Origin of the sequence: Methylobacterium hispanicum (assembly GCF_022179285.1) — a bacterium.
Lineage (GTDB): Bacteria > Pseudomonadota > Alphaproteobacteria > Rhizobiales > Beijerinckiaceae > Methylobacterium > Methylobacterium hispanicum.
The window spans coordinates 43,421-55,740 of record NZ_BPQO01000020.1; the positions used below are offsets into that span (position 1 = coordinate 43,421).

Here is a 12,320-nt window from a genome sequence, read left to right on the forward strand (position 1 = left end):
CCACGCGCGTCAGTGGCAGCGGGCGATGGAGAGCGGGTGCCGGATCTCCGGAACCGCGCCCCCGGACATCGCCGCGCTCAGGATGTTCGCTTCGTGCAGGAGACCTGCACCCGAGACGCGCTCCGAGCCGCCGTGGAGCGAGGTCATGACGATGTCCCCGTCCTGCAGGCGGAGGATGTCCAGCATGCCACCCTTCGCCCACGAGGCGACGATCCCGATCCTCTGGAGGACCGAGCGCTGCCTCGACAGTTCGATGGCGGAACCAAGCAGCTCGGGCACGTAGACGGGGTGTCGGAGGCCGGCCCATCGCTCGCGGGCCCCATCGCTCCATTCCGTCGCCAACGCATCGGAGATGCTGTCGAAGAGGATGTTGCTGCCGATCTCGTACTCGTCCCGCCCCCGCTTGGTGGTCGCGACGCAGACGATCATGCTCGGATCCCATGGGCGCTTCGGCTTCCGCTTCACGCGCGGCAGGGCCGCGATCGCGGCGGCCGGGCCGGCGGCGGCCGCGAGGCTCGCCAGTGCCATGCGGCTTTCCGGCGTTGCCGGCAGCCCTGTCGACCCCCGGTAGCTGCGGTCGATCGACAGCGACGTCAGACCGGGCCCCCATGAAGCGGCGATCTGATCCGCGAGCGCATCCGCATCGAACGATCGCGGGCAGCCGAAAACCGTCACTGCGAAGACCGCCGCCATGCCGCCGCCTGGAAGCGGCGCGGTGTCGATCCGGCGCGAGAGCAGGTTTCGCAGGGCATGGGCCCCCTGCCCCGGGTTCGCCGCGCGGAGGCGGTCGATGTCGCTGTAGTCGCCGCCAGCGATCAGCGCGTCGATGAAGGCCACGGCCCGAGAGGGGTCGTTCTCCTGGAACATCCTGCCGATCTCGCTCGCGAGGTCGCGCGATGCCGTGCCGCTCATTGCCCGCTCCTTTCAGTCGTGTATGATCCATTCATTCCTTGTCAGTCGGGCATGAAGGCATCGTTACCCGGAATGAGCGGCTTCTTCCATTCCTTGCATTCAAGTGCCGACAAGCGCGAAAGCCGCGCCGGAGGAATATCCGAGGCTCGTTGCGCGTCGCCTCCGCGCGGCGTTCCGCTCTAGAAACCTCGATGCCCATGCGCTCGCTCAGAAACCTGGGCCTTCCGCTCCTTGCGGGCCTGCTCGTCAACGCCTGGGGCTCCGGGGCGGCGCTCGCCCACGTCAAATGGTTCTGCGCCTACGATCTCTCGGGCAGCCCGCGCGGCCTCGAGCAGGTTCTCTGCCCCGATTTCGAGAAGCTGGTCGCGCTCTCGCTCGGCGCCCTGATCCTCGGCTGCTGCGTGGAGTACTCCCCGTTGGGGGCGACGCTCCTTCGCAGCCTGGATCGTTCGACGGCATGGGTCCGCTCCAACATCGAGACGGTCTTCCGCGCGACCGCCGCCTTCTTCCTGGTCTCCCTGTGGAACGTCGGCGGCATCATCCTGACCCCGGAGCTGAAGACCGACCTCGCCTTCGTTTCGTGGATCCAGCTCGGCATGGCCGTCTGCCTACTGTGGCGCGCGACCCTGCCCGTGGTCTCGGTCGGCATCGTCTGCCTGTTCGCCTACGCCCTGACGAAGTATGGCGCCTTTCATCTCGCCGACTACCCCGTCTTCCTGGGCGTCGCGGCCTATCTGGCGCTCACGGGGCTCGGCCGAACCGCCTGGGGCGCCCGGCCGGTCGACGTCCTGCGCTGGTCGGGCTCGATCACGCTGATGTGGGCGTCGGTCGAGAAGTGGGCCTACCCGGAGTGGTCGTTCCCGCTCCTTCAGCAGAAGCCGCAGCTCGCGTTCGGATTCTCTCCCGAGACCTTCATGCTGGCCGCCGGCGTCGTCGAGTTCGTGCTCGCCTTCGCGCTGATCTGGACGCCTCTCGTCCGTCGTGCCGCGGCCGCGGTTCTGATCGGCATCTTCGTCTCGGCCGTCTGGGAATTCGGCAAGGTGGACGCGATCGGGCATGCGCTCATCGTCGCGGCCCTACTCGCCGTGCTCGTCGACGACGCTCCCGCGAAGGTGCGGGTCCGGCACGTCGCACTGGCACCTTTCGCCTACGGGGCGGCGCTCGCGCTCTTCATGTTCATCTACTATGCGGGACACCGCATGGTCTTCAACGTGATCTGACGTCGAGACCCTGGATGGACGACCCGCGCATCCTCCCGCAAGCGGAAAGGGCGGCTGGCCCCGGCCGCTCCGGCGGTTCCGCTCCCGCGCACCGGTGCGGAGGTCAGGCGCCCTCGTAGACCACCGCCGGATCGGGCCTGTAGTCCGAGAAGGTCCACCCGCAGAGCGCGACCGACTTCGTGATTCTGTCCCGGCGCCTGCGGGCGTGTCGCATGCGCCATCTGCTCTCCAGGCCGCCCGCCTCCGTGCCGGCGCCGACCGGCTCGGCCCATCGGAGCGCGTCGTAGCCGTCCGGCCTGCCCGGTTCGGTCGTCCCGCCCGGTCCGCGATAGCCGTACAGCTCGAAGGCCCGGTACCGCAGGACGTGCAAGGCGTGGAGCGAAGGGAGGACCGCGGCTTGGCTGTCCGTCCGTTTCGCAAGGCACTGAGGTATCATGAAGATGTTGCGGAGATCCGTATAGGCATCCGGGTCCTTCGACGCCGCGTAGAGGTGGCAGCACTGCACGTCCGTACCCGGGCCCCGCCGGAAACCCGTGGCGAACTCGAAGGCTTCGGCCGGGCTCGCGTTGTCGTCCTCCATCACGCCCCCGACGATCTCGCCCCGTCGCCCCCGCACCGTCCTGAACACGGCACGGCCGCGGACGGCGGCGACCACGTCCCGATGGGGGAATGCCGCCAGCGACGCGATCGCCTGATCGATCGAGCCCCAGGGCGAGGTGGCGACGAGATGGTCGAGCACCGCCCTGCCGTCGAATCCGAAGTCCGCGAGCGTCTTCACGAGGACCTCAGCAGCGCGGCGCCGAAGGCGCGGACGGTTCGTCGTGCGCGGTCGGGATCTCCTCGGAGACCTTTCTGTTCGGCAGCAGGATCGGCATCAGCGGGTCGCGGTCCCAAGCCACGAAGTAGTTGATCCCGCCCACGCCGACCGCGTCTCCGGCGTCGAAGGAGCCCAGTATGGTGCCGTCGGGCGTCGTGTCGCCCCTATCTGAACTTCGCTTGTAGATCCGTCGACCGTTCGGGATGGCCCCCTGCGCTTGATGGCGGATGAAGCTCCCCTTGTAGCCAAGCGGCTGCACGAGATTCTGCCTGAGGAGATCCACAAGGTCGGTCATCGCTCGCTTCCGGTTCGTACAGATCGTCCGACCCTGCGGTCCCTGCCGCAGTCGGAGGACGGATGCGATCCTACGAAGCGGCTTCTCTCCCGTCGAGCGGATTGGCGGACCTTAGGGTATTCGCTCTAGGGTCAAACCCAATCAGCTTGGCCATGTGAGGGGCTGGTTTCGACCCGTTGCGGACATAGTGAGGCTAGCGCTAAGGTCGAGTATGGCAGAGCCACTGCGCGTCTACGTGTTCCGTGACCCAAATTTCGCCCCTGATGGCGACACGTTCGTTTGCATAGCGGAGCGCACGAGGACCGAAAAGTTCATACAGAAGAAGGAGATCGACTGGGCATTCAGCGGGCATGTTGCCTATCGGTGCTGGTGGCCTTGGAAGACATACATTGGAGTATATGGTCGAAAAAACACATCACGCTTCAGGCGATTTTTGAGAGAGCGTGGCGCAGATCTCGATATTTGCCGCGAGGCTCCGCCAAAAGCTCGACTACTATACTGGGCCACACAGGATCAGCGGAGAAAGGTTGGGGCGCTACCACCTCGCGTCACGTAAGGACCGCTTCCCACCCTCAACGGTCCTTCACGCGGGCAAGCTGATTGGGTTTTGACCCAAGGGGCAGCCACCTTCAGCTGCTGGATCTCGGGGCCAAGATCCGAAGGTGGCGCACTTCGCCTCTCGCCGCCTTCAGGCACGGCCAGGGTCCGAGCCGGGAGCGGTATCGACGAGGGCCCGGTCATATCGGCAGCGCGGGCCGAGGCGTTCGTGGGAACGGCCGGGACATCGATCGCCCGAGGGCGATCATGGACGGACTCGGCGCCTTTCTCAGGCGCCGAGCCGCGTGTCGATGACGACCCTGAGACCGGCGGGATCCCAGTCCCTCTCCACCCGCGCTCCGAACTGCCGCGCGAGCATCTTGCCGAGGAGCTGGCTCCCGAACCCGGACCAAGTCGGTTCCGCGACCGGCGGGCCTCCGCTCTCAGACCACGTCAGACGCACGCGGGGCTCGCCGTCCTCGTCGGCCGTCACCATCCAGGAGACCGCGATGCAGCCCGACGCAGCCGAAAGGGCGCCGTACTTCACGGCGTTCGTCGTCAGCTCGTGCAGGGCCATGCCGAGCGTCATGCCCAGACCCGACGGGAGATGGAGCTCGGCGCCGTCGATGCGCACGCGCCCCGCCTCGTCGTAGGCGGCGGTCTCTCCGGCGACGAGCTGGCGCAGGTCGACGTGCTCCCATGACTGCTCGCGCAGGAGGGTGTGCGTGCGGGAAAGCGATACGATGCGGTCGGCGAAGGTGTCGCGGAACTCGTCGAGATCCGTCGCCGTGCGCGAGGAGGCTGCGGCGATCGCCTGCACGGTCGCGAGGGTGTTCTTCACCCGGTGGTGCAGTTCCCGGACCATCATCTCCCGGGCGTCGATGCTGCGCCGGCGCTCCGTCACGTCGCGGAAGAAGACCGTGCAGCCGGCGGCCGATGGCACGGCCGCGATCTCGTACCACCGGTCGGCCGGTGCATGGGCGATCTCGCCCCGCTGCAGAGCGCCGTCCTGGAGCGCCTTCGTCAAAAGGACTTCGAGACCCGGCAGTTCGGAGGGAGGCAGCACTTCCCGGACCGGCCGGCCGACGACGTCCGCGTCCCCCGCGAAGGCCGCTCGTGCGAGGCCGTTGAGGTAGGTGAAGGTGCCCGCACGGTCGATCGCGGCGACGCCCTCGCCGATCGTCTCGAACGTGGACAGTACGCGCCGTCCGGCCTCCGCTGCGGCCTCCTCGGCCTCGATGCGCCGCCGGACCTCTTCGCCCGCGTTGTCGAGGGCTCTCGCGACCTCGTCGACTTCGGCGACGCTCGTGGGAACCTCGGCAGCGACCGTTTCGCCGCGCCCGACCGCTTGGGCGCGGTCCGCGAGGCTGACGAGGGACCGTGCGAGGCGCCGGCTCGCCACCACGGCGAAGGCCAGGGACAGCAGGATCGCCGCCCCCGCGGCGAGCCCGAAGAACTCGAGCGAGCGCCGCAGCGGCGCCTCGTAGGCGTCCTGGCTCGTCTCGACCGAGACCGTCCAGCCGCTCCGCTCGGACCGCGCGAAAGCCACGACGCGGGGCGAGCCGGCCTCCTCGCGAACGAACAACCCCTGGCGGAGGCGCGCGGCACCCTCGGGCAGCGGAGCGACCCGGTCGCCGGACTTGACGTCCGGATCCGTGCCGTAGATCAGGCGCCCGCGTCCGTCGACGACCGACACCGACCAGTCGCCCGCCGCCAGGGGCGCGATGCCGGCGCGGATCCGGTCCGTCGGCACTGCGATCCCGAGAAGATAGGCGGCTTGGTCCTTCCGCCGCACCGCCAGCTCGAGGGCGAACACGGGCGCTCCGGTCGAGCGCTCGTCGAAGAGGTTCGAGACCTGCACCTCGCCGGTCCTCAGGGCCTCCCGGTCGATGTCGAGGATCCTCGGCTCCGGTGATGCGGCGCCCGCGGGCAGGAGCGGGTTGATGATCTGACGTCCGTCGACGTCGCGGAGGATCGGTACGACGCCGGTCCGCCTCGACACCGCCGCCATCATCTCGCCGAAGGTCGGGACGTCGCCGCGCTGCAGGCTGGCTGCCGTACCCAGCACGTCGAGGGACGAGGTCAGGCCGACGAGTTCCCGATCGACGGCCGCCGCCACGTCCCGGGCGCGGGCGATCGCGCTCGCCTCGACCTCCTGGCGCTCGCGGGCGGCGTAGCTCCACTGCGCGCCGCCGATGATGCCGAGGAGCGGCATCGCTATGCCGAGACACGCGCCGCCGATGTGGAACACCAGCCGGTTGCCGCGCGGCTGAGCGGACTCGTCGGACGCGCGGCGGCGGGCGTCCGACGAGTCCGGTTCCCTGGAGCCGGCCATCGATATCGCGAAGCTCATTCGGTCACGAAGGAAACGAGCTCCTTCCCTGCATGCCGTCGTACAGTCCGGCCCATCCGGAGCATCGTTCGTTCCTTCGGCGCGGATCGGGACCTGCGATCCTTCGAGCATTGTCCGATCCAGGCTTGAACGCCAGTCGATTCGATGGAATGGGGTCGCGGCATGGTGCGTCAGCCAACGATCGCGTGAGGCATGAAGCAGGCGTCGTCGCCGGTCACGGGACCGCGGCTCTCCCGGATCCCGATGCCCGCGGGCTGACCGTCGGCGATCCAGGAGCCGATCACGGCGTGGCCTGCGGGCGAGCGGAACAGGTCGGCCCGGGCTTGGCGGACGAGCGGCTCGTCGCCGTGCGGCCCGTCGGTCTTCGCGACGACGTCTCCCTGGCCGACGACCTCGACGTTGGCGCCTTCCCGGCCGAACAGCGGCTTCCGGACGTAGTCGCCTCCGAGCGAGGCGGCCCCGGGGTCGTCGTCGTGGAAGGCCGGCAGCAGGTTCGGGTGTCCGGGGTGACGCGCCCAGAGCGCCGGCAGCAGCGCCTTGGTGGACAGCACGGCCTTCCACTGTGGTTCGATCCAGCGGGTGGGCGCGTGCGGCAGCATCGGTCCGTAGGCGCTGCGCGCCATGAGTTCGATCGGATAGAGCTTCCAGGCGGTGTCGATCGTCGCGTCGTCGGCGTCGACGAAGCCCTTGCCCGGCTCCCAGCCGACTTGGTCCAGAGGGACCAGGGTGGTCGAGAAGCCGGCCTGCTTCGCGCAGTCCTCGACGTAGGCCGCGTTCGACATGTCCTCGACGTGACCGCCGACATGGAGGAGATGGAGCCGCGGGCCGTGGCCACGGTCGAGCGCGGCGCGGAAACCGGCGACGACCTTGTCGTGGAGGGAGTTGAACTGATCGGCGTCTGGCGGCAGGCCGCCGGCGGCGATCATGTCCTCCAGCCAACCCCACTGCCAGACCGCGGCCTCGTAGAGGCTCGTCGGCGTGTCGACCTGCGCCTCCAGGAGCTTGGCGGGACCCGCGCCGTCGTAGGCGAGATCGTAGCGGCCGTAGACGGACGGCGCACGGCTGCGCCAACTCTCCGCGATCCAGTCCCATAGTTCCCGGGGGTAGCCGAGCCGGGCCAGGTAGAGCTCGTCGCCGACGAGGTCAGGGACGATGTCGAGCACCATGGCGTCGATCTCGGCCGTGGGAACCTCGATCCCGTCCTCGATCTGCCGGAGCGTGAATTCGAAGCGGGCATCCTCCCTCCAGTAGGGAGCGCCGGCCGGCGTGTGGAAGACGAACCCCTCGCGGCGCGCCTTGGCACGCCAGTCCGGACGTTCGGGCGAAGGCAGCCGGCGCATCTCAGCGGTCCGCGGTCCCGACGACGGCGTTCCTGCGGCATTGTTCGGGATCGAGCCACGACCCGCATGTCGGGAAGTCCAAACGCATCGTCACGACGTGGTCCGCGGACGGCGGCGACGGGCGCGGGGGCGACCCGGACAGCCCCATGACGGTCCCTACCACGCCCGCGATCAGAAACGGAGCCAGCAGCGTGCACTGGGCGAACGAGGTCGCCCGGTCCCAAGCCGTCGGCCGCATCGGCGGGGATGCGTAGAGCCTTTCGCGCCCGAGACGGTCGCCGCGCTTCCAGGCGTCGTCGATCCGTCTCTCGTACTCGGTCCAGGCGGGATCGGACAGGAAGCCCATGGGTCGCTCGCTGTTGCCGGCGCATGCGGCACCGGTATGTGGCGGCTCGCGTCGTCGCGGGCCGGAATGGGGCTCGGGCACGCGGCGTCAGCCGCCGGGGCTGACGCCGCGGACTCCGCTCCCGGAGACGAAGCCGCCGCGGGACGGGGCGAAGATCGAGAAGGCGCGCGGGGCGGGCGCGTGCGACGAAACCGCCTCACGCGGGATCGCCGTGGTCGACTTCAGCGCCGAGGAGATCGATTCCGCCGGTCGGGCCCAGCCGCGGGAGCGGAGTGCCGTGGCCGGGGACGCGGTGCCCCGGCGGTCGACGAAGATCCAGGCATGGCTGCCTCCGCCCGAACCGCTCACCGTGCCGGTCGCCCGGTCGACGTGGCGCTCGCAGGATTCCGGGTAGCTGTCGTTGCGCGCGAAGGCGAGACACTGGTCGGCGTCGGGCTGGAGGCCGCCCCCGGTGAGGAAAGCCGCCTCGTTCCGCTCCAGGACGTGCTCGCAGACCGAGGGTACGCGGCCTCCGGCAGCGGCTGCGGCCGCCCAGCATTCCTGCACGGTCGGAGGACCGTCGCAGGAGGCGAGGACGGTCGCCGCGAAGGAGACCAGGGTGATGGTGCGTGCCCGCTTCATGCCCAGGGCCTCAGGTCTTCATGCACACCGCCTGAAGCAGGCCGGCCGTGAGCGATACCCCCGCCACCCACAGGCCGGCGGAGACCTCTCCGCGGTCGATGCGCAGGCTCAGATCCTTCACGACGAGCCGGGCCGCGAAATAGGCGCCGAGCTGGACGAGCAGCGCCACCACCGCCCACATCACGGTCTCGAGCAGGAACCCCGTCATCGAGACGACGGACGTCAAAGGAACGGCTAGGCCGAGCATCGCTCCCACCGTGGACAACGCGGCGGAGAGGTTGCCCTCGCGGATCAGGCGCATCTCGTCGTGGGCGGTCGCCTTCATGTAGACCGCGAGGTGCAGCGCGACGAACGCGACCATCAGGACGAGGTAGAGGACGAACGGTCCGATGCCCCTTGCCGAGAGGGCGAGCGCGCTCCCGCTCGCCTGAACGATTCCGAGAAACGTGACCGTCTCCGTCATGTGGGCTGGTTCCTTGGCGGGTGCCGTTCCTTCGCATTGTCTCGCCGCGAAAGGCGCACCCGTCAACCTCGTTCCTTCCATGGCCGACGTGGCGAATCCTTCGTGCGCCGCCAATCGACGGAACGGTAAAATTGCTCGGATCGCGGGAACATGGATTTCAGATCCCGGAGGCTATGACTCCGCACGAGGTCCGCGGCGGCACCGGGAGACGACATGATCGACGACGTAAGGGACGAGGATGCCGGACGGATCGGTTCCGCAGCGGCGGGCGCGCTCGTCTCCGCGGTTCCGTCGACGCATTCCGTCGCTCCTACGGCGTCCGCTTCGGCAGCCGGCTCCATGTTCCGGAACCAGTGGTACCTTCAGAACACCGGACAGGCCGGCGGCCGCCCCGGCCTCGATCTCAACGTCGCGTCGGTATGGCCTGAATATACCGGCGCGGGCGTCCGCTTCGGCGTCTTCGACGACGGGATCGACGCGTCCAGCCGCGAGTTCGCCGGCCGCTACGACGGATCGCGCCAGCTCAGGTCCACAAATCCGGCCGACAACTCCGTCTCGGGCGGGGTCCATGGCACCTCCGCCGCCGGCATCATCGCCGCGGCCAACGACGGCATCGGGACCGTCGGCATCGCCTACGACGCCCAGATCACCGGCGTCGACGTGATGGCGGGCGGCGGAGCCCTGTTCGACGCGATGCGGATCCAGTCGCGGTTCGACGTCGTCAACCATTCCTGGGGCTTCACCAGCGCGTTCGCCGACAACCCGTCGAACGCCAGCTGGCAGGCGTACTTCTTCGCGGGGATCCGGGACGGTGCCGACAACGGCCGGGGCGGTCTGGGCACGCTCTCGTTCGTGGCGGCTGGCAACGGCCGCGCCAGCGGCGACAGCGCCGAGGTGCACGGCTTCACGGTCGACCGGCACGTGACGACGGTCGGGGCCGTGACGGACCAGGGCTTCGTCGCCTTCTACTCCACGCCCGGGGCGAACCTCCTGGTCTCCGGTCTCTCGAACGGCGGGGCCGCCGGGATCGCGACGACGGACCGGACGGGCGCGGGCGGCTACTCGCAGGGCGACTACACGACCGGTTTCGGCGGCACTTCCGCCGCGACCCCGCAGGCCAGCGGCGTCGGGGCCCTGATGCTGGACGCGAACCCGGACATCGGCTGGCGCGACGCGCAGAACATCATGGCCTACTCCGCCCGGCACGTCGGTTCCGCCGTGGGCGCCCCGACGCAGTACGCGGAGCGCGACGCCTGGGCCTTCAACGGCGCCGGCAACTGGAACGGCGGCGGCCTGCACTTCTCCAACGACTACGGCAACGGCCTGCTCGACGCGCGTGCGGCCGTCAGGCTGGCCGAGACGTGGCTCGTGGGGCGGACGGCGCAGACGAGCGCCAACGAGGTCTCGGTCCGGGGTGCTCTTGCGAACGGCGACTACGCGATCGTGGACGGCGGGTCGAGCGAGTACCGCTTTACGCTCGGCTCCGGCGTCGACGTCGAGCACATGGTGCTGGACCTCGTCGGCCTTCGTCACGGCGACGCGGGGCAGCTCACGATCGAGCTGGTCTCGCCCGCCGGCACCGTCTCGCAACTGCTGCGCAACAATGCGCCGGGCTCCGCCATCACCGGCGGGTGGCAGCTCATGTCGAACGAGTTCCGGGGCGAGGAAAGCGCGGGCGCCTGGACCGTCCGCATCGCGGACTCGACCGCCGGCACGCGCGGCACCTTCACCGGCGCGAGCCTGACGGCCTTCGGCGCCCGGCAGACCGCGGACGACCTCTACGTCTTCACCGACGAGTTCGGTCTCTACGGGGCGGGCGCCCGCGCGACCATGCGCGACGCGGACGGCGGCATCGACACGCTCAACGCCTCCCCCGTCACGAAGAACATCGTCTTCGATCTCTCGTCCGGCGGCACCATCGCGGGCCGCGCGGTCTCGGTCGCGGCCGGAACGGACCTCGAGAACTTCGTGGCCGGCGACGGCGACGACCGCATCACGGGCAACGCAGCGGACAACCACCTGCTCGGCGGCAGGGGAGACGACGTCCTCGACGGCCGCTCCGGCCGCAACTGGCTGGAGGGCGGCGCTGGGAACGATCTGTTCGTCGCGAGCGGCATCGACCGGATGGACGGCGGCGACGGCTTCGATACGGCTACGTGGCGGAACGCCGCCTCGCGCATGGTCCTCGACATGACGGACCAAGCCCGCAACGCGGGATCCGCCGCGGGCGACAGGCTGACCGGCATCGAAAAGATCGTCGGCAGCGCCCACGGGGACGAGATCCATGCGGGCGGAGGCGTGTCCCAGGTCGAAGGCGGCGGGGGCAACGACGCGCTCTTCGGCGAGGGCGTGGTCGGCGCGGTCCTGTCGGGCGGCGCAGGCGACGATCGGCTCATCGGCGGAGCGGGCGGCCAAGCGCAGGACGGCGGCGTCGGATTCGACGTGGTCTCCTACGAGACGGCGTCCGCGGGCGTCACCGTCGATTTCGGCGTCGTCGGCCGGAATCTCGGAGACGCGGCGGGCGACACCTTCACGGGCATCGAAGCCGTGCAGGGCGGCCGCTTCGACGACGTCATACGGCTAGCCGGAGCCGTGCGCACGGCCGATGCGGGCGCCGGCAACGACGTCGTGCAGGGCTCGGCCCAGGCCGACGACATCCAGGGCGGCGCGGGAGCCGACTGGGCCGAGGGCGGCGGCGGCGCCGACAAGCTCGACGGCGGCGCCGGGATCGACTGGCTTTCCTACCTCGGTTCGGGCGCGGGCGTGCGCGTCGATCTCGTGGCGGGCGTCTGCGGCGGCGGCGATGCCGAAGGCGACCGGGTCTCGAACTTCGAGAACGTGGCGGGTTCGCGCCACGCGGACGTGCTCGTCGGCAGCGGGGCGGCCAACACGCTCGAAGGCAACGGCGGCGACGACGTCGTCCGCGGCGGCGGGGGCGCCGACATCCTGCGCGGCGGCGACGGCAACGACCGGCTCTCCGGCGACGAGGGCGGCGACATGCTCGTGGGCGGCGCCGGCACGAACCGTCTGAACGGCGGCGCGGGAGCCGACCTGTTCCAGGTTTCCCGCATCGGCATGCAGATCGTCGAGGATTTCACCCGCGGGCAGGACCGGATCTACCTGCAGGCGTCGGAGTTCGGCTCCATGCTGGCCGACAAGCGGCTCGGCGCCGACGACTTCGCCTCCGGGGCCCAGGTCGATTTCAGGGGGCGGCACGCAGGCTTCTACTTCGAGAAGACCACGTCCACGCTCTACTTCGATGCGGACGGACAGGGCGGACAGGCCGCGGAGGCGATCGCCCGGATCGCGAACGGACAGCAGTTGCAGAACTCGGACTTCGTCGTCGCCTGACCGAAGGAACGAGGGATTGGTCCGCCGCTCCTTCGATCCTTAGAATTCTCCCGGTCGCGGAAACC

The 12,320-nt window shown here is 69.6% G+C and carries 10 protein-coding genes; 2 read left to right on the forward strand and 8 right to left on the reverse strand.

The genetic code is table 11. From position 1 onward, the window contains the following. Nucleotides 1-9 precede the first annotated feature (9 nt). On the reverse strand, nt 10-912 hold the full coding sequence (locus MFF56_RS20870) for a hypothetical protein (protein ID WP_238230814.1): 903 nt from the start codon (nt 910-912) through the stop codon (nt 10-12). A 197-nt stretch (nt 913-1,109) separates the two neighbouring features. Between MFF56_RS20870 and MFF56_RS20875 the strand changes: the two genes are divergently transcribed. After that, the gene (locus tag MFF56_RS20875; RefSeq protein WP_238230816.1) at nt 1,110-2,132 is read left to right on the forward strand and encodes a hypothetical protein; all 1,023 of its coding nucleotides are present in this window, start codon (nt 1,110-1,112) and stop codon (nt 2,130-2,132) included. A 103-nt stretch (nt 2,133-2,235) separates the two neighbouring features. Here the strand turns inward: MFF56_RS20875 and MFF56_RS20880 are convergent, their stop codons facing one another. The 7 genes from MFF56_RS20880 to MFF56_RS20910 form a co-directional block, all read right to left on the reverse strand. After that, nucleotides 2,236-2,910 carry a hypothetical protein gene (locus MFF56_RS20880; protein ID WP_238230817.1) on the reverse strand — a complete coding sequence of 225 codons (675 nt, stop codon included), beginning with the start codon at nt 2,908-2,910 and terminating at the stop codon, nt 2,236-2,238. Between the two features lie 7 nt (nt 2,911-2,917). Continuing rightward, the gene (locus tag MFF56_RS20885) at nt 2,918-3,244 is read right to left on the reverse strand and encodes a hypothetical protein (RefSeq protein WP_238230818.1); all 327 of its coding nucleotides are present in this window, start codon (nt 3,242-3,244) and stop codon (nt 2,918-2,920) included. 826 nt (nt 3,245-4,070) lie between these two features. Then, the gene (locus MFF56_RS20890) at nt 4,071-6,116 is read right to left on the reverse strand and encodes a sensor histidine kinase (RefSeq protein ID WP_238230820.1); all 2,046 of its coding nucleotides are present in this window, start codon (nt 6,114-6,116) and stop codon (nt 4,071-4,073) included. 188 nt (nt 6,117-6,304) lie between these two features. Then, nucleotides 6,305-7,474 carry a glutathionylspermidine synthase family protein gene (locus MFF56_RS20895; RefSeq protein ID WP_238230822.1) on the reverse strand — a complete coding sequence of 390 codons (1,170 nt, stop codon included), beginning with the start codon at nt 7,472-7,474 and terminating at the stop codon, nt 6,305-6,307. Nucleotide 7,475: 1 nt separating this feature from the next. Then, nucleotides 7,476-7,820: a hypothetical protein gene (locus MFF56_RS20900; protein ID WP_238230823.1), complete on the reverse strand. Its 345-nt coding sequence runs from the start codon at nt 7,818-7,820 to the stop codon at nt 7,476-7,478. Between the two features lie 87 nt (nt 7,821-7,907). Beyond that, the gene (locus MFF56_RS20905) at nt 7,908-8,441 is read right to left on the reverse strand and encodes a hypothetical protein (RefSeq protein ID WP_238230825.1); all 534 of its coding nucleotides are present in this window, start codon (nt 8,439-8,441) and stop codon (nt 7,908-7,910) included. Nucleotides 8,442-8,451: 10 nt separating this feature from the next. After that, nucleotides 8,452-8,904, reverse strand: a complete 453-nt coding sequence (locus MFF56_RS20910) for a DUF350 domain-containing protein (RefSeq protein ID WP_238230827.1) — start codon at nt 8,902-8,904, stop codon at nt 8,452-8,454. A gap of 339 nt (nt 8,905-9,243) precedes the next feature. Here MFF56_RS20910 and MFF56_RS20915 point away from each other — a divergent pair, with 339 nt between their 5' ends. Continuing rightward, nucleotides 9,244-12,255 (forward strand): S8 family serine peptidase, encoded by a 3,012-nt coding sequence (locus MFF56_RS20915; RefSeq protein WP_238230829.1) that lies wholly within the window; start codon nt 9,244-9,246, stop codon nt 12,253-12,255. Nucleotides 12,256-12,320 lie beyond the last annotated feature (65 nt).